At 49.9% G+C, this 21812-nt stretch carries 17 protein-coding genes; 10 read left to right on the forward strand and 7 right to left on the reverse strand.

Annotated elements, in window-relative coordinates:
• Window positions 1-6 precede the first annotated feature (6 nt).
• The 5 genes from pheT (at window position 7) to btuD (ending at window position 6161) form a co-directional block, all read left to right on the forward strand.
• A complete protein-coding gene (gene pheT, locus BZG84_RS05455) occupies window positions 7-2409 on the forward strand; it encodes a phenylalanine--tRNA ligase subunit beta (protein ID WP_077479810.1) in 2403 nt (800 codons plus the stop codon).
• Window positions 2410-2816: 407 nt separating this feature from the next.
• Window positions 2817-3113 carry an integration host factor subunit alpha gene (gene ihfA, locus BZG84_RS05460; RefSeq protein WP_069587653.1) on the forward strand — a complete coding sequence of 99 codons (297 nt, stop codon included), beginning with the start codon at window positions 2817-2819 and terminating at the stop codon, window positions 3111-3113.
• Window positions 3114-3286: 173 nt separating this feature from the next.
• The gene (locus BZG84_RS05465; protein WP_077479811.1) at window positions 3287-4327 is read left to right on the forward strand and encodes a succinylglutamate desuccinylase; all 1041 of its coding nucleotides are present in this window, start codon (window positions 3287-3289) and stop codon (window positions 4325-4327) included.
• Between the two features lie 62 nt (window positions 4328-4389).
• Window positions 4390-5373, forward strand: coding sequence for a vitamin B12 ABC transporter permease BtuC (gene btuC / locus BZG84_RS05470; RefSeq protein WP_077479812.1), 984 nt, complete (start codon window positions 4390-4392; stop codon window positions 5371-5373).
• Window positions 5373-6161: a vitamin B12 ABC transporter ATP-binding protein BtuD gene (btuD, locus tag BZG84_RS05475; RefSeq protein ID WP_077479813.1), complete on the forward strand. Its 789-nt coding sequence runs from the start codon at window positions 5373-5375 to the stop codon at window positions 6159-6161. Before btuC ends, btuD begins: the two co-directional genes overlap by 1 nt.
• Here btuD and BZG84_RS05480 read toward each other — a convergent pair.
• Window positions 6145-6597 (reverse strand): tellurite resistance TerB family protein, encoded by a 453-nt coding sequence (locus BZG84_RS05480; RefSeq protein WP_077479814.1) that lies wholly within the window; start codon window positions 6595-6597, stop codon window positions 6145-6147. The genes btuD and BZG84_RS05480 overlap by 17 nt on opposite strands.
• A 225-nt stretch (window positions 6598-6822) precedes the next feature.
• Here BZG84_RS05480 and hrpA point away from each other — a divergent pair, with 225 nt between their 5' ends.
• The 3 genes from hrpA (at window position 6823) to BZG84_RS05495 (ending at window position 12565) form a co-directional block, all read left to right on the forward strand.
• Window positions 6823-10716, forward strand: coding sequence for an ATP-dependent RNA helicase HrpA (gene hrpA, locus BZG84_RS05485; protein WP_077479815.1), 3894 nt, complete (start codon window positions 6823-6825; stop codon window positions 10714-10716).
• Window positions 10717-10899: 183 nt separating this feature from the next.
• Complete coding sequence (locus BZG84_RS05490; RefSeq protein WP_077456138.1) at window positions 10900-11535, forward strand: murein L,D-transpeptidase catalytic domain family protein; 636 nt, start codon at window positions 10900-10902, stop codon at window positions 11533-11535.
• Window positions 11536-11707: 172 nt separating this feature from the next.
• Entirely contained in the window at window positions 11708-12565 is an 858-nt protein-coding gene (locus BZG84_RS05495; protein WP_077479816.1) for a DNA ligase, read from the forward strand.
• A 39-nt stretch (window positions 12566-12604) separates the two neighbouring features.
• Here BZG84_RS05495 and dld read toward each other — a convergent pair whose 3' ends face one another.
• Together dld and BZG84_RS05505 are read right to left on the reverse strand one after the other, a co-directional pair.
• Window positions 12605-14395, reverse strand: coding sequence for a D-lactate dehydrogenase (gene dld / locus BZG84_RS05500; RefSeq protein WP_077678021.1), 1791 nt, complete (start codon window positions 14393-14395; stop codon window positions 12605-12607).
• 109 nt (window positions 14396-14504) lie between these two features.
• Complete coding sequence (locus BZG84_RS05505) at window positions 14505-16196, reverse strand: L-lactate permease (protein ID WP_077678022.1); 1692 nt, start codon at window positions 16194-16196, stop codon at window positions 14505-14507.
• Window positions 16197-16391: 195 nt separating this feature from the next.
• Here BZG84_RS05505 and BZG84_RS05510 point away from each other — a divergent pair, with 195 nt between their 5' ends.
• A complete protein-coding gene (locus BZG84_RS05510; protein ID WP_077479819.1) occupies window positions 16392-17294 on the forward strand; it encodes a LysR family transcriptional regulator in 903 nt (300 codons plus the stop codon).
• A gap of 120 nt (window positions 17295-17414) precedes the next feature.
• Here the strand turns inward: BZG84_RS05510 and BZG84_RS05515 are convergent, their stop codons facing one another.
• Both BZG84_RS05515 and BZG84_RS05520 read right to left on the reverse strand, forming a co-directional pair.
• On the reverse strand, window positions 17415-18239 hold the full coding sequence (locus BZG84_RS05515) for an HDOD domain-containing protein (protein ID WP_077456142.1): 825 nt from the start codon (window positions 18237-18239) through the stop codon (window positions 17415-17417).
• A 78-nt stretch (window positions 18240-18317) separates the two neighbouring features.
• Window positions 18318-19025, reverse strand: a complete 708-nt coding sequence (locus BZG84_RS05520; protein WP_077678023.1) for a DUF3581 family protein — start codon at window positions 19023-19025, stop codon at window positions 18318-18320.
• 215 nt (window positions 19026-19240) lie between these two features.
• Here BZG84_RS05520 and cobB point away from each other — a divergent pair, with 215 nt between their 5' ends.
• On the forward strand, window positions 19241-19957 hold the full coding sequence (gene cobB / locus BZG84_RS05525) for a Sir2 family NAD+-dependent deacetylase (RefSeq protein ID WP_077678024.1): 717 nt from the start codon (window positions 19241-19243) through the stop codon (window positions 19955-19957).
• 31 nt (window positions 19958-19988) lie between these two features.
• Here cobB and BZG84_RS05530 read toward each other — a convergent pair whose 3' ends face one another.
• Both BZG84_RS05530 and potC read right to left on the reverse strand, forming a co-directional pair.
• Window positions 19989-21032, reverse strand: coding sequence for an extracellular solute-binding protein (locus tag BZG84_RS05530; RefSeq protein WP_077456145.1), 1044 nt, complete (start codon window positions 21030-21032; stop codon window positions 19989-19991).
• A gap of 70 nt (window positions 21033-21102) precedes the next feature.
• Window positions 21103-21812, reverse strand: a 710-nt coding sequence (potC, locus tag BZG84_RS05535; RefSeq protein ID WP_077678025.1) for a spermidine/putrescine ABC transporter permease PotC, incomplete at its 5' end; no start/stop codon positions are given.

Consider the following 21812-nt stretch of genomic DNA (forward strand, 5'->3'; position numbering starts at 1 on the left):
GTAATAATGAAATTCAGTGAATCTTGGCTGAGAGAGTGGGTGAGCCCAGCAAACGACACCGAGGCGCTTGCCCACCAAATCACGATGGCTGGCTTGGAAGTAGACGAAATCGCGCCAGTGGCCGGTGACTTTTCCGGCGTAGTGGTTGGCGAAGTGGTTGAGTGTGGTCAGCATCCGGATGCGGATAAACTGCGTGTCACCAAAATCAATGTTGGCGGTGATGAGCTACTTGATATTGTTTGTGGTGCACCAAACTGTCGCCAAGGCTTGAAAGTTGCAGTAGCGACCGTTGGTGCGGTCCTTCCTGGAAACTTTAAGATTAAAAAAGCGAAGCTGCGTGGTCAGCCATCTTTCGGGATGCTGTGCTCTTTTACCGAGCTGGGTATCGATGTGGAATCCGATGGCATTATTGAACTGCCGACCGATGCGCCAATTGGCACCGATATTCGCGAGTACTTGTCACTCAATGACGCTGCGATTGATGTTGATTTAACACCTAACCGCGCTGATTGCTTGAGCCTGCGTGGCCTCGCTCGCGAAGTGGGGGTTCTCAACCGCGCCGATGTTGTTGAGCCGACCATTACCCCAGTGGCACCTAGCATTGATGATAAAGTCGCGGTACGTATTGATGCGCCTCAGGCATGCCCACGTTACCTCGGCCGCGTCGTTCGCAATGTCAATGTTGGCGCACAAACACCGCTTTGGATGCAAGAAAAACTGCGTCGCAGCGGCATTCGTGCCATTGATCCTGTAGTCGATGTCACCAACTATGTGATGCTCGAACAAGGTCAGCCGATGCACGCGTTTGACCTCAGCAAAATTGAAGGCGGCATTGTCGTGCGTCTTGCTGAAGAAGGCGAAGCACTGACCTTGCTTGATGGCAACGAAGCGAAATTGAATGCCCAAACATTGGTGATTGCCGATGACCAAAAAGCCTTGGCGATGGCGGGAATTTTTGGTGGTCAAGACTCAGGTGTGACGTCGGAAACTCAAGACATCTTATTGGAGTCCGCATTCTTTGCACCTGAAGCCATTCGTGGTCGTGCACGTAACTATGGTTTGCATACTGACTCGTCACACCGCTTTGAGCGCGGCGTTGATCCAGCACTGCAAACTGCTGCGATGGAGCGTGCGACTGAACTATTGATCGCGATTTGTGGCGGAGAAGCCGGTGAAATTGTGGTGGGTGAGTCATCTGAGCATCTGCCTAAGCGTGACACTGTGACTTTGCGCCGCGAGAAACTCGATCGCCTGCTGGGCCATCATATCGACGATGCCACCGTTACCGACATTCTGATCCGTCTTGGCTGTGGCGTCACGCAGACGCAGGAAGGTTGGCAGGCGACAGCACCAAGCTGGCGTTTTGATATTGCTATTGAGCAAGACTTGATTGAGGAAGTGGGCCGTATCTATGGATACGACAACATTCCGACGCGCGCACCGAAAGCCGCACTGACTATGCGCGAGCATCAAGAAGCCGCGATGCCGCTAAAACGTGTACGCGATTTGTTGGTTGACCGTGGCTTCCACGAGGCAATTACCTACAGCTTTGTCGAGCCAAAACAGCAAGCGTTGATTGTGCCAGAGGTTGAGCCGCTGATCCTACCAAGCCCAATTTCTGCAGACATGTCAGCCATGCGTTTGAGCCTGCTTCCAGGGCTTTTGAATACAGTGGCGTACAACCAAAAACGTCAACAACCGCGCGTGCGTTTGTTTGAGTTTGGTTTACGTTTCACACCAGAAGGCGATATGACGGGTGCTGTTCGTCAAGAAAATATTCGTCAAGAGCGTATGCTCGCGGGTGTGATTGCTGGTCCTCGTAGTGAAGAGCACTGGGATATGGCAACGGCGACGGCGGATTTCTTTGATTTGAAAGGCGATCTTGAAGCCGTTCTTGAATTGAGCGGTAAGTTGTCTGACTTCCGTTTTGTCGCCGCCAAGCATCCAGCGATGCACCCGGGTCAAACCGCTGCGATTGAATTGGATGGCAAGGTCGTTGGCTATATGGGTACCTTACACCCGGAGCTTGAGCGTGAGTTTGGCTTAAATGGTCGTACCGTGGTGTTTGAGATTGAGTGGCAAGCCATTGACAGTCGCTTTATTCCGGAAGCCGCTGGCCTTTCTAAATTCCCAGCAAACCGCCGTGATATTGCGGTGATTGCCGACCAAGCACTCGCGTCTGGTGACGTAGTGGCTGCTTGCTTGGAAAGCGGTAATGCGTTGGTGAAAGGGGCGAAACTGTTTGACCTCTACACTGGCAAAGGGGTGGAAGAAGGCAAGAAAAGCTTGGCGATTGCCCTTACGCTTCAGTCTGATGAGCGCACGTTGGAAGAAGCCGATATTAGCGATGCCGTGTCTGGTGTTGTGGCCCATTTATCAGAAAAACTGGGCGTAACTTTGCGTGATTAATCCCACTCTGATTAGAAAAAAGCAGCGGAAACGCTGCTTTTTTTATGCCTAATTGATCTAACATCTATCCGTTTGAAAAGCTGAGTAAATTCACTAAATCTGTATAAAATCCACTCAGATATTGATAAATTTGCCTAAAATCAGTCACTAATGGATATATGCAAATAGCGTGACTAAAATACGCTTGGTAAGTGGCTGGTAACAAAGGTCAAATTTTTGGACACTGTTCTTGCTTTTGCAACTTAAAAAAGTTGGCGCAAATCAGCCAGTTGGCATACACTTGTTTTGAGTTGGTCCTCAAATATCCCTAAAATACAAGGGCTAAAGACGTGTGGACCACGTGTAGAATGGTGGTGTCGATACTGCGGTATTGCATATGTGTTCAACAATTCTTGAGGGAAAAACCTATGGCGCTCACTAAAGCCGATTTGGCTGAGAACCTGTTTGAAAATATCGGGATTAGCAAACGGGACGCCAAGGAGACAGTCGAAGCGTTTTTCGAAGAAGTTCGTAAAGCACTCGAAAGTGGCGAGCAGGTGAAATTATCGGGTTTTGGTAATTTTGACTTGCGAGACAAGAATGAACGTCCCGGTCGAAACCCTAAAACAGGGGAAGATATTCCAATCACTGCGCGACGCGTTGTGACGTTTCGACCTGGCCAAAAACTAAAAGCACGGGTTGAGAACGCCAAGGTAGAGAAATAAACGAGCGTTACTCGTGCCAGTGGTCACGATGCCACGGATAAAAAGCCGCGGACCGAAAGGTTGGCGGCTTTTTAATTTGTCTATACATGATCACACTGTGAAGGGAAAACGCTGGGTTTATCGGTTAAGTCGCTGTAACGTTTTGTTGTCTAGTTGTAATAAAAGGAAGCATTATGCTGACAGCACGCCCTGGTGCCTTTATTGATGCGGCATTGACCGCACCTCACGCCTTTACCCCAGACTCATGGCGAGTTGGCTCGCTGACCTTCAATCACAGTGCGCCCGGTATTATCTCAATCCAACCCGATGTGACCAACGTTTCCCGTTGTGTGGTGCTATCGTCGGGGATCCATGGAGACGAAACTGCACCGATTGAACTGATTGATCAGCTGCTCTCGGATATGCTCGCAGGGCAATTTACCCCAGACGTACCACTGTTACTGATCATTGGCCATGCTGAGGCGATTAAAGCACACACTCGTTTTATTGAAGATAACCTTAACCGTTTATTCGGAGGCTGGAATGAGGAAAAAAACGAAGAGCACTACCTTGCCAACCAGCTGCAAAAAGCGGTGAGCGATTTTTTCGCGGCTCAACCGGATAACATGACCCGTTGGCATCTTGATTTACACAGTGCCATTCGCGAGTCCTACCATTATATGTTTGGTGTGATCCCAACCACGCCGACCGAGAAAGACGTGCGCCCATTGGCCGCATTACTCAATGACGCCAAAATGGATGCCACTGTCCTGTCTCAATCACCCTCACCAACCTTTAGCTGGTATAGCGCCAATCACCATAATGCGCTGGCTGCAACCTTAGAAATGGGCCGTGTGGCGCCGTTGTTTGAAAATGATATGCGAGAGTACGAGCCACTTGATCGCACATTACGGGGCTTGTTAAAAGCCGCTACGTTGCCGACTGAATTAGCGCCGATGCGCTTTTATCGTGTGACCCGAACCTTGACCAAGCACACGGAGCAATTTGCACTCACGTTTCCTTCCACCGCCAAAAACTTCACACCGTTTGAAAAGGGCGCATTATTGGCGACCGACAAGGGGCAAGAGATTTATGCTGAACACGACGGTGAGGTGGTGATCTTCCCAAACGCGAATGTCCAAGTGGGTCATCGCGCCGGGTTACTGGCCACACCATTTGAAGCCGATGCGAGTCAGCCTCTCTATGTGTACGTACCCAAAAAAGCCACCGCGTAGCGCTTTTCAAGCCTCACGCCAGTCTGTAAAGTGCGTCACAGAATCAAAATAATGGATGACGCATGCGAGTGTCCGAACTTACTGCACGCCAACAAGCCAGATGGCGGCGTGCTTTATTAGCATTTAGTGGTGTGTTACTGGTCGTCGGCGTTTTTGCTCTGAGCGTTGGGGAGATCTGGATCGCTCCGTTTGGCAATCACTCAGTATTAGAGTCGCAGCTGCTGGTACAACTGCGTTTGCCGCGAGTGATGGCGGCCATACTCATTGGCGCGTCGCTTGCCATTGCAGGGGCGAGTTTACAGGTGTTACTCGGTAACCCGCTTGCCGAGCCCGGCGTGTTGGGGATCTCAGGCGGCGCCAGCGTCGCGGTCGTGTTGTTGCTTTTTTTCGCGCCAGCATGGGCATCTGGTGGCATGATGGCGGTTGCAGCTATGCTTGGTGCTAGCCTCTTTACACTGATATTGGTGTTGCTTGCTCGGCGTGCCTTAGCGACGTCACGCATCTTGTTAGTGGGCGTAGCCTTGAGCATCCTTGCTGGGGCGGTGGTGACCTTAGCCTTTTATTTCAGCTCCGATTTTAACCTTCGCCAATTGATGTATTGGCTGATGGGTTCGTTGTCCGGTATGCGCTTAAGCCATATCGCGTGGTTGGCGCTGACTGCACCGTGTATCGCGATATTGTGTCATTTTGGCCAGCAATTGGATCAACTCATGCTTGGTGATGTACAAGCGCAACAATTGGGGCTAGATACTCATCGATTGCGTTGGCAATTGATTGTGCTGATCAGCATCTTGGTCGGGTTATCGGTAGCTGCAGCTGGCGTGATTGGCTTTATTGGCCTTGTGGTGCCCCACTACTTGCGTTTGTGGTTTGGCAGTCGGAATCGCTACTTGTTGCCTTTGTCGGCGTTAGCTGGGGCGATTTTACTGGTCAGTGCCGATACGCTGGGTCGATTACTGCTTGATGCGGCAGAGCTCCCCGTCGGGGTGGTGACCAGCGTGATTGGTGCGCCTTTATTCATTTGGATGCTGGTCAAGGCGGTGTAATGTTAACAGCACATCAATTAAGTCTATCGCCGCGTCTATTGCCTCTGTCTATCCGCTTTCAGCCAGGGCAAGTTACGCATTTGATTGGCCCTAACGGCAGTGGCAAAAGCACCTTATTGCATTTGCTGTCAGGGCTTGGTACGCCTGAACATGGCCAGGTGAGCATCCAGGATACCGCTATCGCCGGCCTACGCCGCCAAGATCTCGCGCATCTTCGTGGTTACTTAATCCAACAGCAAAAGCCTGCTTTCGTAATGGCGGTGTATGAATACCTCAATCTGGTCATCGACAGTCTACAGCTTGGCCAAGCGTCTACACGTGATGCGGTGGTAAGACGTGTATGCCAATCGCTGTCGATTGATGACAAGCTTCATCGTCGTGTTGACAGTTTGTCAGGAGGCGAATGGCAACGGGTTAGGCTGGCCGGGGTATTATTGCAAGTTGACAGGCAATTAAACCCACAAGCTTCTGTGTTATTGCTTGATGAGCCAGCGACGGGGCTGGATGTTGCTCAGCAAGAAGCGATTTACGCAGAAATTACTCACGCCGCTAAGCAGGGACTGTGCGTCGTCATGGCAAACCATGACCTAAACCGCAGCCTAACGCATGCAGATAACGTGGTTTTGCTCAACCAAGGCCGGATGGTGGCGAGTGGTGCACCCCGTGATGTACTCTCGGACACCCGCTTGTCCGACGTATTTGCGACCCCTTTAGTGCAGGTCAGTACCGCATATGGCCCGGTGATTGTGCGAGTTGGCGAGCAAGCCGATCTTAATCCGCCTCGATGACGTTCAGCTTGGCCCTGATAAATTCCGCGTGATCTACATAAAGCAGCTCGGCGGTTTTACGGATCACCGCTTCTTCGAGCGGGTCGATATTTTCATCGGCATACGCCACTGACCACATGGCTTCAATCAGTTCAATCCGTGCTTGTGGGTCTAAATCACGCAGCTTATCCGTGTATTCGTATAGCGACGTTGCTTGTTTACTGTGAGCTTGTGCCTCGGCCAACAGTGTATCTGCTTGCGATGGCTCGAGGTTCAGTAATTGGCAAATGCGATCGCGCTTAGTCACAAACTCCCGCTCATCAATGTCGTGGTCGGCCATCGCCACCTCACTCAGTAAGCCTGCCATCGCTTGATGCAGCGATAGCCCAGCGTCACTGTGTTGCGTCGCATCAGCGGCGAGGGCGGATTCAAGTTTTTTAAAAAGCTGTTTTAGCATGGCTGTTCTCCCAAACTGCGGAGTTTATTGGCCGTCTTTACACATTGAATACGTAGTGAACGGGCAATACGTTTACTTTAGCAACACCGTATTGGCGGTTTGTGCGTCGATGGCGCGGCTTTGTTTCTTTTTACTTTGTGATAGGATGCGTCTCCAATCAACCTTATTTATCGGCTGTGACACTGATAAACGCCTTAAAAGATTAAGCAGTAAGCAGGAATCGCCTTGAGTTCACGTCATCACAACACGTCAGAGACACTGTTTGCAGCGTTAAACGATTGTATGCTGCAAGACCGTTTTCGTTTTAAAAAGCGCATCCATGGCGCACAAAAAATCAAAAAAGACGACGCCAAACAGGCGGTGTACGATCAAATTGCCGCTGAAATGGCGCAGAGTATGCAGCGCCTGCTCGCCCGTCGTGCCAATACACCTGCTGTTCGCTATCCGGAAGCATTGCCAGTCAGTCAGAAGAAAGATGACATTGCCGAAGCAATCGCGAATAACCAAGTAGTGATCATTGCGGGGGAAACGGGCTCAGGCAAAACCACTCAGTTGCCCAAAATTTGTATGGAGCTTGGGCTAGGCGTCGCCGGTACCATAGGTCACACTCAGCCACGTCGCTTGGCTGCACGCTCGGTCGCCTCACGGATTGCTGAAGAGCTTGACGTCGAGTTAGGCAGTAGCGTCGGCTATAAAGTACGTTTTAATGACAAAGTCTCAGAGGCGACGCAAGTCAAACTGATGACGGACGGGATCTTGCTAGCCGAAATCCAGCACGATCGGTATCTGAATCAGTACGACTGCATCATTATCGATGAAGCGCACGAGCGCAGCCTAAACATCGATTTTATTCTCGGCTATTTGCGCGAGTTATTGCCCAAGCGCCCTGATCTCAAAGTTATCATTACCTCGGCAACTATCGATCCTGAGCGCTTTTCTAAGCACTTTAATAACGCGCCTATGATAGAGGTGTCTGGCCGTACTTACCCGGTGGAAGTGCGCTACCGCCCATTGGTGGAAGAGGACGATAGCGATCGTGACCAGCTGGAAGCGATCAGCGATGCGGTCGATGAGCTGTGCCTTGAAGGGCCGGGTGATATACTGATCTTTATGAACGGTGAGCGTGAAATTCGCGACACCGCCGATCATCTTCAGCGTCGTCAACTGCGCGATACCGAGATTTTACCCTTGTACGCAAGGCTTTCTGCTGGCGAGCAAAATCGTGTATTCCAACCTCACTCTGGGCGTCGGATTGTGCTGGCCACCAACGTCGCCGAGACCTCGCTAACCGTGCCGGGCATTAAGTATGTGATTGATCCCGGCACGGCACGGATTTCTCGCTATAGCTACCGGACTAAGGTGCAGCGACTGCCGATTGAGCCGATTTCACAGGCCAGTGCTAATCAGCGTAAAGGGCGCTGTGGCCGTGTGTCGGAAGGCATTTGTGTGCGTTTGTATAGCGAAGAGGACTTTTTAGGCCGTCCTGAATTTACCGATCCAGAAATTCTGCGGACAAATCTGGCCTCAGTGATCCTGCAAATGACGGCAATAGGGCTCGGTGATATTCAAGCCTTCCCGTTCGTTCAGCCGCCTGACAGCCGTCATATCAAAGATGGTGTCCGTTTGCTCGAAGAGCTGGGGGCGATCAAGCGGGGCCAAGCCACCGATAAACGTAAGCTGACCGCGATTGGTAAAACCTTGGCCAAACTGCCGATTGACCCGCGTTTGGCACGCATGGTGATTGAGGCGCCTAAGCATGGTGCCTTAAATGAGGTGATGGTGATTGCCGCGGCCTTGGCAATCCAAGACCCGCGTGAGCGTCCAGCGGATAAGCAGCAACAAGCGGATGAAAAGCACCGTCGTTTTGCCGATAAAGAATCGGACTTTTTGGCCTATGTAAACCTTTGGGATTACGTTAAAGAGCAGCAAAAAGCGCTGTCGAATAACCAGTTCCGTAAACAGTGCAAAAAAGACTATCTCAATTACCTGCGCGTGCGAGAGTGGCAAGACGTTCACTATCAGATCAGCCAAGTGATGAAAGAGCAGAATGCGCAATTCAACCAAGAACCTGCCAGTTATCAGGCCATTCACATGGCACTGCTCGCTGGGCTATTAAGTCACATCGGCCTGAAAGACCAAGAAAAGAACGAATACCAAGGCGCACGGAATGCACGGTTCCATATTTTCCCGGGTTCTGGGCTTTTCAAAAAGCAGCCTAAATGGGTGATGGTTGCCGAACTGGTTGAAACCTCGAAACTCTGGGGGCGAATTGTTGCGCGTATCCAACCCGAATGGGTAGAGCCACTGGCGCAGCATTTGATTAAGCGCAGCTACAGTGAACCACATTGGTCACGCAAGCAAGCCGCTGTAATGGCTAGCGAGAAGGTCACGCTATACGGGATCCCAATTGTCGCCAGCCGTAAAGTCAATTATGGCGCCATCGACCCGGTGCTTAGCCGTGAGCTGTTTATTCGTTCGGCATTGGTTGAAGGGGATTGGCAAACCAAACATGCCTTTTTCCGCCAAAACCAAAAGCTGTTGGCGGAAGTGGAGGAGCTTGAGCTGAAATCTCGCCGGCGCGATATTTTGGCAGACGACGATACCTTGTTCGACTTTTACGATCAGCGCCTCGATCATAGTGTGGTCAGCGGGCGTCACTTTGATACCTGGTGGAAAAAGGCACGTGAAGACAATCCCGACCTGCTCAACTTCGAAAAAGCCATGCTACTGCAAGGCGACGCCAGTCATGTCACCGAACTGGATTACCCTAATTTTTGGTATCAGGGCAACCTAAAACTCAAGCTGAGCTACCAATTTGAACCCGGCCAAGACCATGATGGGGTGACGGTGCATATCCCACTGCCGATCCTTAATCAGGTGTCAGAAGAAGGATTTGACTGGCACGTCCCCGGGCTACGTCACGAGCTGATTGTCGCGCTGATTAAATCGCTACCCAAGCCGTTACGACGTAACTTTGTACCTGCGCCAAATTATGCGGATGCGGTCTTACAACGCGTGACGCCCATGGAAGTGCCTTTGCTCGATAGCATGGAAAAAGCCTTAAAGCAGATGTCCGGTGTCACCATTGAGCGCGACAGCTGGAATTTGGCGCAACTGCCAGAGCATCTGCGCATTCAGTTCCGCGTTGTGGATGATAAAAATCGCACCTTGGCTGAAAGCGAAGATCTTCATGCACTGAAACTGTCACTGAAAGATGAGGTGCAAGCGACGTTATCGGACGTGGCAGATGATGACATTGAGCAGCAAGGACTCACCCAATGGACATTTGGGGAACTGCCGAAACGCTACCAGCAAAAGCGCAGCGGGTTTGAAGTTAAAGCGTATCCTGCTTTAGTTGATGAAAAAGACAGTGTCGCGATCCGCCTTTTCGAAACGGAAGATCAACAACATAAAGCCATGCAAGCGGGGCAGCGTCGATTGGTCTTGCTCAATGTGCCATCGCCGATAAAATACCTGCACACCCATTTGCCCAACAAGTCGAAACTCGGTCTGTATTTTAACCCTTATGGCCGTGTTTTGGATTTGATTGATGACTGTATCGCCTGTGGTGTGGATAAGCTCATTGAGCAACACGGCGGGTTAACCTGGGAAGCGCAAGCATTTGAAGCCCTTAAAGAGACGGTGCGTGCGGAGCTAGGCGATACCGTGGTAGATATTGCTCAACAGATCGAACAGATTTTAACCCATGCCTTTAGCATCAATAAAAAGCTGAAAGGCAAAGTGGATCTTTCGATGGCGTTTGCGATGTCGGATATCAAAGCTCAGCTAGAAGGGCTGATTTACAAGGGCTTTGCTACCGAATCAGGCTGGCAGCGGCTGCCCGATATTTTACGCTATATGAAAGCGATAGAGCGTCGGTTAGAGAAGCTGCCGATTGATCCAGCGCGAGATCGCAGTCATATGCTCAAGATTGAATCTGTGATGAATGACTACAAGGCGTTGCTGAATAAGTTACCGAAAGGCAAAACTCTCCCTGATGAGGTAAAAGCCATACGCTGGATGATTGAAGAGCTTCGAGTGAGTTACTTCGCGCAGCAACTGGGTACGCCTTATCCGATTTCAGACAAGCGGATTAAAAACGCCATTGCGGCGATTTAAACGCGGCAAGGTCGTGCCGCCGTGTGACGTCAGTGAATGGATAAATCGTGAACGATAATTAATTTATATAAATATCAATAGTTAATAGAAACCGTGTCAAATGGCACGGTTTTTGTTTTTGCCAATACGGACAACAAACGGCTCGGTCGTTCGTGTTGCAGTGGCAAAGTAAGGAGCAGAAAAATGAAACAAGCAGGTGTGGCCCCTTGGTATCGGGTAGTTTTTTATGTGTTAGCGCTCAGCATGCCAACCACAGTATGGGCCAGTTTTAAAGATGAGGTCAGTGGTTTATATCAGTCTCTCAACCTCGCTGGTGAGGTGTCGTATCAGGCCTTTTCTGATGCGTATCGCCATTTTAAGCATAACCAAAGTAGCAAGCCGGTGATGACGCTGATTGATTATGGCAAACCGTCGTCAGAAAAGCGGTTTTGGGTGATTAATGTGAAAAAACGCCAAGTGCTATTTCGCTCTTATGTCTCTCATGGCAAGAATAGTGGCGCCCTTTACGCAAAGCGTTTCTCGAATCAGATTAATTCCTTGCAAACATCATTAGGGGTTTATCGTGCGGCTGAAACCTATCATGGTAAACATGGCTACTCACTGCGTTTAGATGGGCTTTCGAAGGGCTTAAACGATAATGCGCGCGCAAGAGCGATTGTGATCCACGGTGCTGATTATGCTCACCCTAAGGTGATTAAACAAAGCGGCCAATTAGGCAGAAGCTGGGGCTGCCCGGCGTTACCTAGCTACCTATCCGCGCGCGTGATTGATGCTATCAAAAATGGCACCTTTATCTATGCGTTTGCCAGCCAAGCTTAATGGTTCTTGATTGCGCAGCAGACGAGGTTTCACGAGTCATTTCACGGTGGGCGATGTAACACCTGCACATTGTTCACCGTGAACGCAAATTCTCTACCAACAAAAAATAAAGGCATGTTGAGACGCCTTTTATCGCGCTAGCGTATGCTCCTTAACCACTAAGGAGGAATGCATGGCACGCCTAAATCCTGTTACTTTATGCTTACTCTCCGCGTTTACCCTGTTTCCTAGCAGTGATGGGGATGCAGCACCGTCCGCGCCAGCGTTGATGCATGGTGTTGACGGGCAGATTGCCGAACATGACTATCGTGGCTATTGGGCCAGTGAAAAACTGGATGGGATCCGCGCCTATTGGACGGGCACGCAATTCTTAACTCGACAAGGAAACCCCATTCACGCACCGGATGCATTGATTCGAACGCTGCCAACGACGCCTTTAGATGGTGAGTTATGGGCCGGAAGAGGCGAGTTTCAAACCGTGTTGCGTACCGTGTTGGACGATAAACCAGACCCTGACGCGTGGCAGAAAGTTCGTTTTTATGCGTTTGATTTACCGGATCAACCTGGCCCGTTTTCTGCTCGCTATGCAGCACTGAAAAAGATAGTCGCCAACAGCGCATCGCCATTCTTAGCCTTGGTAAAGCAAAAGCCAGTGACTGACAATGACACGCTCCAAGCCCAGCTTATTGCCATCAATGAATCGGGGGGTGAAGGTTTGATGCTGCATCATCCCGATAGCCTGTACTTAGGACACCGCGTAGAGAGTTTGGTTAAGCTAAAAACCTACCAAGAGAAAGATGCCACCGTTATTGGTATGACGCCCGGAAAAGGTCGGTTACAAGGCTTGATGGGGTCCTTAGTGGTACGTCTTGCCGATGGTACTGAGTTTCGTGTGGGATCAGGCTTTAGCGATGCACAGCGGGCTGAACCACCTGAAATCGGCAGTACTATTTTGGTTAGGCACAATGGTGTGACGGAAAAGGGCATCCCACGCTTTGCGCGTTTTATTCGCGAGAAACCCATGCTTTAAAAAGAACCCGCCTAACGGTTGGCGGGTTTGCAGGTCGGTTTAGTGCTCATGCGTGGCGGGTGACGTGTCCTGACTTGCTCGATGACGAAGCTGGTGATCTAGGCACTGACAGTCTGCACTGTATTTTTTCTTACTGGTTTTTCCGATTCCCGGGTTAAAACTATTGGTTGGGTCGAGCTGATGGTAGAAATGGGCTAAATCGGGCTCGGCGGCATAGAGATGCCCGACATTGTGCTCGGCAGGGTATTTCGCGCCACGCTCGTTGAGCTGGGCGAGCATTTTTTCCTTAATCGCATGAACATCGGCACCTTTTTTCACAATGTAGTCTTGGTGAAAGACGTGACAGAAAAAGTGTCCGTAATAGAGCTTGGTGACCAACTGTGACTCAATGGTATCAGGCAGTTGCTCGACCCAATGTTTTTCATTGCGCTTCAATGCAATATCAAGCGCGAGAATATCTTCCACATCATTGCTGTGCATGGTGTGATAGCGAATCGCTGCGCCGGCAGCAGCAAAGCGGTGAAGCATGGCTTTTTTGGCTTCCTCTTCGGTACAGACAAAAAAGTCGCTGTCATCATGGTCGGCAAAAAACTGCGTCAAGAATTGCGAGCTTTCCTCAATACCTTCGTCTGATGCTTTAAAAATCAAATGATGCTCAAAGCGGTCACGGAACGCGAGCATACGAGAAGGCAAATGCTGCGGAAAAAGCTGGCTAACGTACTGCATGACTTTATCCGGCAGTGAATTGGGCAGCAAGGGCACTTTATCCAGCCACGCGGTAATTTGGGCTTTTAAGGCAAACATTTTAGGAATGCTGTCCGTCCCTAGTCGGCCAATGGCTAAAAACACGTCTTTGCCATATCGTTCAGCAATATTAAAGGCCTCGCGATGCATGTATTCTGCCACTTCGGGAAGATGTGACAGTTCGCTGAGCACACGACGACGTAACTGGTACAAAACATCAGGATTGTTGGTGCCGATATAGAACACCTTTTCACGCTCTGGAATGGGATAGGTATCTAGTCTGACCGCAAACACTGCCAGTTTTCCTGCACAGCCACTCACTTCATGAAGACGGTGTTTATCGGCGTTATACCGTGCAGGGCTATCTGCGTCGACATCACGGAGGATTTGCTCGTAATCATGCGCGGAGGCTTTGCGCGTATCCGTGGTAATGTCTTCAGGACGATAATCGCCGCGTTCGACACGGGCGAGAATGGTTTCCGGATCGTCGCCAAGCGCAATCCCTAAATGATTGACCAAGACTAGCTCACCGGCTTCGTTTAACTGCGCAAAGAGCGAATATTCTGTATAGGCAGGGCCACGTTTAACCAACGCGCCACCAGAATTATTGGCCACACCACCGACAATCGATGCGCCAATACACGACGAGCCAATCACAGAGTGCGGGGCTCGGTTAAGAGGCCGTAAGGTTTGCTCTAAGTGATGAAGTGTGGTCCCCGGAAAGCTGATCACTTGCTTGCCCTGATCAAGCAGCTGTAAGCCGTCTAATCGTGTGGTATTGATTATCACCACATCGCGGTCATAGTCATCGCCCTTCGGCGTCGATCCTTCGGTTAAGCCCGTATTCGCGGCTTGCATAATGATCACCACGTCGGCGTCAACACAGGCTTGCAAGACACGCCATTGCATTACTAATGAAGTTGGGAAAATAACCGCCAGCGCACTGCCTCCTCCTGAGCGAAACCCAGTGCGATAGTGCTGGGTATGACTTGCATCCGTCAGTAGGTTCTTGTGACCGACAATATCCGTCAGCGTTTGTATAAATGCTTGTTGTTGTGATGAGGACAAACGTGATGGGGTGTTCATAAGCGTTCCTTTCCTTCCATATATTCAAAAAGGCTGAGGGTCAGCCTGGCTGGCCCGCTTGAGTTAGGTCAATCAGGCCGAGTTCTGCGCTCGGCCTATCATGGTCAGATTACGCCGCCATCAGGATGTCAGCAACTTGAATCACATGTATCGCGATGATGCCAATTACCCCAGCGGCAATCAGGTAGTAAATCGTAGGTAACACAGTTTTACGTAAGGTCGCGCCTTCGCGCCCCAATAAGCCCACAGTGGCGGAGGCGGCTACGACGTTGTGAATGGCAATCATATTACCTGCTGCCGCACCGACGGCCTGAAGTGCCAGCACGGTGACGGTTGATGCCCCCAGTGTTTGTGCGACTTCAAATTGAAACTGACTAAACATCATATTCGAGACGGTATTTGAGCCGGCAATAAAGGCCCCTAATGCACCAATGGTGGCGCTGAGAGCAGGGAAACCATCACCAACCAGCTGCGCAGCAAAACGCGCGGTCATCACTGGCATACTGACCAAATCGGCGGTATTCACACCTGAGTTGATAAATATACGCACCATAGGAATGGTAAACACCAACACAAAGCCTGCGCCGATGAGTGTTTTACTGGACTCGTTCGCCGCTTTGAATAGAGGCTGGAGGCGTTTGCTGTGAAGTAAAGTGGCAACTAAGGCGACGAATGCGAGGATTCCACCAGGGAGGTACAAAGGTTGAATCGCCGCGTTAATGCCGGTTTCTCCCAATAGGGCGTTAAAACTTAGGCTCACATCCGTTAGCAGTGATTTTACTGTTGGACTGACGCGGCTGATCACCAAACACAGTGCCAAGAGTAAATAAGGCGCCCAAGCCATGGCCATGTTCATGGGCTTTTCTTGAACCTTAAGATCCATTTTAAGCGAGCCTAACCATTGACTTGGCCACGTAGAGGCATCATCAAAGTCCCAGTGCTTTTTGGGAACAAGAAAGTTTTTCCGTGCCGCAGTGGTGACTAGGACAATACCCACTAATCCACCAAGTAGAGAGGGGAATTCAGGACCGAGTAACCACCCGGTCAAGGCATAAGGAATGGTAAAGGCTAACCCCGCAAAAATGGCGAATGGCGCCACGGCCAACCCTTCGCGCCAGCTTTTGTTTTTGCCGAAAAAGCGGGTCAACATCATGGCCATCAAAAGTGGCATTAGGGTGCCAATCATGGCATGGATGAGTGCGACTTGGGTGGTGATAGCTTGTAAATAGCTGGCCCAGTCACTGCCGTTAGTCAGTAATGTTTGCCCAATAGTGTGGCTATCAAGCCCTTTATTGACGCCGACAATGATAGGGGTTCCCACTGCTCCGAAAGAGACGGGGGTGGATTGGATCATCATACCAATCACAACGGCGGCCAGCGCAGGAAAGCCGATCGCAACCAACAAAGGGGCAGCGATTGCCGCGGGGGTCCCAAATCCTGACGCGCCTTCAATGAAAGAGCCAAAACACCAAGCGATAATAATGGCTTGAATACGCCGGTCATCTGAAATATTGGTGAAACCATTACGGATCACGGTAATCGCACCGGTGTGTTTCAATGTATTGAGCAGCAAAATCGCGCCAAAGACAATCCAGAGGACAGCGGCTGTAATGATTAGTCCTTGTAAAATCGAGGCTGAGACGCGAGTAAGGCTCATTTGCCACTGGAATAGTGCGATTAACACTGTCATGATAAATGCCACTGGCATCGCCTTTTTGGCGGGCCAATTTAATCCCACCAGCAAAATGGCAGCAACCACGATGGGTGAAAACGCAACAAGGGCGTAGAGGGTATCAGTCATAGTCTGTCCTTTTAGACGTCTCTTCCGTTAGTTCACGTAAAAGCAAGGCACGCCATCGTATTTTTATGCTGTCGCATCTGTTATTTTTTTGCTGACATCGTGATGACGTGATGTTAACTGGGTGTGACATTACTCGTTTACATTTTCTTGATATATGGAAATAATGAAAATGATTACTTCCATAATTGACATAATATGCCGAAAACAGACGATCTCGTACTTTTTGCTCAAGTCGCTGAATATGGTTCCTTCAGCAAAGTTGCCGAAATAAATTCCCTTACAAATTCAGTCGTTAGTAAACGGATTAAGAAGCTGGAGGAGAGTCTAGGCGTTCAGTTGTTGTATCGAACAACCCGAAAGCTGACACTGACGGATGCGGGGCGGACACTCTATCAAGGCGCAAAAACTGTGAAGCAAGCCGCTGATGAAGCCTTTGATGCAGTCTCGGGCTTTGGTGAGGCGATCAGTGGCCATATCAAAATCTCGGTACCAACGATTTCTGGTGAGTTACTGTTAGCGGAGGCAGTCGCGGAATTTTGTAGCCAATACCCGGGGCTTACCATTGATATGTCGTTAGAAAACCGCTTTGTTGATTTGATTGATGAAGGGTTTGATTTGGTAATCCGTACCGGTTATCTCGAGGACTCCAGTTTGATTGCCCGGCATATTCTTGACTCTCAATGGGTGGTTTGTGCCGCACCGGGCTACATTGCACGTCATGGTCGTCCGCAGCAACCTCATGATCTGAAAGCCCATAACTGTTTGCAATATGCCTATCAAACCACAGGGGCAAGTGATTGGGAATTTAAAGGTGAGGGCAAAAACCAAATGATTAAAGTGTCGGGGAATATATCGACGGATAACCCCATTGCATTGAGGAAAGGCGCGCTTGGGGGACACGGTATTGCGTATGTCCCGCGTTGTTTGGTTTATCAGGATATTACTCGGGGCGACTTGATTGATTTATTTCCCGATCAGGTGGGCAAGCGATTGGGGATTTATGCCGTGTACCCGTTTACCCGTCAGCCACCAAAGAAGATCCGCTTACTCATTGAGCACATTCGGCAAAAGTATTTAGATATTCGCCATTGTTTCTAGCAAGATGATGCATAAACAGATACCGAGTTTATTTGGCTGCAATGGCAACGTTCGGTGACAACCAAAAAGCGCCATGCTGGATGGCGATGACGCTTGTATTCTATGTACAGTCAGATTTAACTATTTCAGCATCTTCGCCATTTCACGGCCTTTGCCGATCACATCATCAACGGCGGCGACCACGGTTTTAGGAAAGCCGAGCATATTGTATTCGAGCTGCTGATTAAGCCACTCGAGCTTGGAGTCGGTAGTGACAAACTCCTGCCATGATTCGTCGACTTTCCCCGCCAGTCGTAAGATACCGGCCAGTGGCGAGAATTGTTCTTGATGGACGGGCGTAAATTGATAGCGAATTGCATCGCAAAGCCGATCAGGAAAATTCCACCTACGTGCTAACTCACCGCCTAACTCTGCACTGGTGACACCTAAAATGAGTTCCTGCGCTTCTTGCTTGGGTTTACCCGCTTCTATATGTAGGTTAATCCTATCAAGCTGTTCATAAGCGGTTGTCATGATCAGCAATTCGCCCAAGTTATGAAGCATCCCCGCAGTAAACGCCTCATTCGGATCCATTTTTAATGAGCCCGCGAGCGCTTTGCTGATGGTCGCTACTTCAAAGGTGTGCTGCCAAAATGCGTCGATATCCAATTCGCTATCGACGTCAAACGCACTCATTAATGCACTTGAAACGACGAGGGTGCGTACGGGGCCAAGCCCAAGCCGAATGACAGCCTCATTGACAGAACCAATGTTCCGGGCTCGTCCAAAATAGGCGGAATTTGATAAGCGGAGTACTCGGGCTGAAATCACTTGATCGTATGAAATTTTGTCCGCAATTTGATTGAGATCGGCACTATCACTGTTTACCAAATCAATCAGTTCTTGCACGATTTTGGGGATTTTCGGTAATTTATCGATACGCTCAACTAAGCTACTGGATTGCATAATAACTTCCCTATAAAAACGCCCTCATCTAACTATAGATCAGGGCGAAACGTGGGTGCGGATAAAATGCAAAAAAAGCTAAGCCGTACAGTATGCCTGCTTACGGGCATTAAAACGTTCAACCAAATCTTGAATCGCCTCTTCACAATAAGGGCGCAACCCGCTGGCGACCATCGTTTTACACCCGTGACCGACGCGCTTATCGCCGACCATAAAATCAAACGAGAGATCGACCTTGCCCCGTTTGCCGCTGACACTCATGGTCGAGCTAGAAAGGGCAACTTCTGCCGAGCTTATTTGTAAATCATCAAACGACAGACTCATGCTCTCATACATCACCAGCGGACGATCGGTATTGATCATCATCTGTTGCTCACGCATCAATGGCACCATGATATGGGGAAAGTTTTTACCTGAAAACTGTACATAGTGCTGAGCAATTTCGTTAGCAAGCGCAGGGTCGTGTCGCACAGCACCGCGGCGGGTCAGGGTAAGATAGAGCTTTTGGTTTTCATCGACCACAGTGACTTCATGCTCGGTTTCGACAATCTTTAATGGCGTGTTCGCACTGATCATGCCATTAAAATGAATCTGAATATGCTCACTGATCCCAATCTTTGCAAGCAAAATAGAGAGCAGAAGATCGCCGGGTACACAAAAGCGTGATGCCTCAGTATCGTGGATAGGGTTAAAGTCACCGGCAACACGTTTAGCAAAGTCACTGGCTTGCTGGCGAGTAAAAAGCAGTTTTCCGTCCTGCTCACTATAATAACGTTCAAGTTGCATAATTGTTAACAAAAGCGATAAACAAGTGAGTATTGTAACCCAAGCGGACCGATTGATTGGTCTAGCCAGTCGTTGCATTAGCGGTTCGTGATCGCGGTCGAGCATTTTTTCCCAAGGAAACCATTTCGCGACCAAGGTCTAAAGCCACCATGCTTCAAAGGTTTCAATTTGGGTGTTATAAATGAAGGTGTTAGATAAAAATTCAAGGATGGGCTATGACATTTCCCTACCGACACATTGTTGTGCTTACCGGCGCGGGCATTTCTGCAGAGTCGGGTATTCGTACCTTTCGTGACCAAGATGGCCTGTGGGAAGAGCACCATATTGAAGATGTCGCGACGCCAGAAGGCTTTGCGCGTAATCCGCGATTGGTTCAGCAGTTTTATAATGATCGCCGTCGCCAGCTGCAATCCGGTGTGTTACCCAATGCAGCGCACGACGCGTTAGCCCGTCTTGAAAAAGAGAGTGATGCCACCGTGCTGGTGGTCACGCAGAATATTGACGATCTTCATGAGCGTGCTGGCACTCAGCGCATCATTCACATGCATGGCGAACTCCTCAAAGCACGCTGTAGCCACTCGCAACAGACTATTGATTGGGTAGGGGATATTACTGAGGCTGATCACTGTCATTGCTGTCAAATGCCAGCCCCCCTTCGTCCTCATGTGGTTTGGTTTGGCGAGATGCCACTGGGGATGGGACAAATCCATGATGCACTCACCCAAGCTGATTTATTCGTCTCTATTGGGACGTCTGGTGCAGTCTATCCCGCGGCGGGATTTGTACATGAAGCGGCGATGCATGGGGCTCACACCATTGAAATCAACTTGGAGCCCAGTGCGGTTGAAAGTGAGTTCAGTGAACGCCGTTACGGCAAAGCCAGCACGCTCGTACCGGCGCTGGTGGATGAAATCCTCGCCCTTGAACAGTAAAAAGGGGCCCTCAGGCCCCAATGTCTCGTTATTACATCCCCGCCTTTAAGCGCTGGAAATAATCTTCGTACAAGCGGTTGGCATCACCGACCGCGTTTTGCCATTCACCGGCCTGCATCACCGCTTTCGGTGGGTAAATATTAGGATCATTTTTAAAGGAAGCCGGTAACAGCGGATAAGCCGCTTTAACGGGTGTTGGGTAGCCAATGTCGAGTGCGAGCTTCGCCGCGTTTTCTGGACGCAGCAAGAAGTCGATCATCTTATGCGCAGCATCGACATGTTTAGCGTTGGCTGGAATGGCAAGGCTATCCATCCAAAAGATAGCGCCTTCTTCTGGCCAAACAATCTCAATGGGAGCGCCTTCCTGACGGGCCATATAGGCAGAGCCATTCCAAAGCATCCCCAAGGTGACTTCGCCGGCAAGGTAGGGGTTGGCAGGGAAGTCGGAGTTAAATACCAATACATTTGGCATGAGTTCACGCAGCGCCTCGTAGGCGGCTTTGATCTCATCCGGATTGGTGGTATTAGCTGAATAGCCCAGCTTACGCAGTGCGATGTGGAAGAGCTCGCGCGCGTCATCCATCATCAGCAATTGCCCCTGCCATTTCGGATCCCACAGATCGGCCCAGCGAGAGACAGCGCTGCTATCCATAAAATCAGTGTTGACTCCAATGCCCGTTGCTCCCCAGATATAAGGGATAGAGTATTGGTTATCAGGATCAAAGGGTTTGTTCAGGTTATCCGGGTCAAGGCCGTCAAAGTGGCTTAATTTGGTCTTATCCACTTTTTGTAGCATGCCTTCCTGACGCATTTTGGAGACGTAATAGGTTGAGGGAACAACCAAATCATAGCCTTCAGGATGCGTCTTTAATTTCGCATACATGGTCTCATTGGATTCATAGGTGGAATACATGACTTCAATACCGGTTTCTTCGGTAAATTCTTCTAGCACGGATGCTGGAATGTATTCGGACCAGTTGTAAAAGTAGAGAACATCATCTTCAGCCGAAGCCGTTGATGGGACCAGTGACGCACCCAGCAGCGCCAACGCAGAGAGTGAAGACCATTTGGTCATGGTGAAAACTCCTAGACATTACAGACAACAGGAAGCGGGCTGCCAGCGGGGTAGCAGCCCGAGGAAAGGTTTATTTTAGTCGATCTTTAGCCAGCCATTGTGAGCACATGACTAAGACGAGCGATACCATTAGCATGATGGTCGCTAAGGCATTGACTTCGGGTGAGACGCCAACTTTAACCATTGAGTAGATTTTCAAGGGTAAAATTTCATAGCTTGGGCCCGTTACGAAAGAGCTGACAATCACATCATCCAAGGAGAGTGTGAAACTCAGTAACCAGCCTGCGCCCACCGCAGGTGCGGCCAGGGGCAGTATGATTTTGGTCAGAATGACCCACTCACTGGCGCCCAAATCACGTGCCGCCTCAAGCATTTTGACATCGAAGCCATTTAAGCGGCTGTACACGGTGACCACCACGAACGGCAGACAAAAGGTGATGTGCGAGAGCAGTAAGGTAAGAAAGCCCAATTGTGCGCCCATCAAGACAAATAATGCCAACAATGAAATGGCCATCACGATATCAGGTGACATCATCACCACGAACAGCATACCATTGACGAATTGCTTGCCACGAAAGCGATAGCGGAACAGCGCAACCGCCGTAAGGCTACCGATGATGGCAGCTGCAGAGGCAGAGAAAATCGCGATGGTGAGCGAGTTCCCTGCCGCCTGAACCAAGCTGTCATTGTTGATAAGCTGCTCATACCATTTCCAAGTAAAGCCTTTCCAGTTCATCCCAAACTTGCTGGCATTAAAGGAATTCACAATCAATATAATGA

The sequence above is a fragment of the Salinivibrio sp. PR932 genome, assembly GCF_001996125.1.
Classification (GTDB): Bacteria; Pseudomonadota; Gammaproteobacteria; order Enterobacterales; family Vibrionaceae; genus Salinivibrio; species Salinivibrio proteolyticus.